Here is a 249-nt window from a genome sequence, read left to right as displayed (position 1 = left end):
CTATGCCGGCGGGGATATCAAGCTTGCCGGCGACACCGGCCGGGTGATCCGCGTGAGCGAGCACCCTGAGCTAAAAAACCAGATCGGCAACGATATCGTAACGACCGATGGAACGACATTGCTCGGCGCTGATGACAAGGCCGGACTGGCCGAGATCATGACCGCGGCTCAGATGCTCGTCGGCAATCCTGATATCAGGCACGGGACGATCAAGATCTTGTTCACGCCCGACGAGGAAGTCGGGCGCGG

1 pseudogene is annotated in these 249 nt (G+C 60.6%); it reads left to right on the top strand.

What is annotated here, in order from left to right:
* Positions 1 to 249, top strand: a pseudogene (locus EOD29_RS33765) (peptidase T); the annotation flags it as partial.

Source organism: Mesorhizobium sp. M1A.T.Ca.IN.004.03.1.1, from assembly GCF_003997555.1.
Taxonomy (GTDB): Bacteria; Pseudomonadota; Alphaproteobacteria; order Rhizobiales; family Rhizobiaceae; genus Mesorhizobium.
Note: the sequence above shows the minus strand (reverse complement) of the source record. Positions and strands in the feature narration are given on the sequence as shown.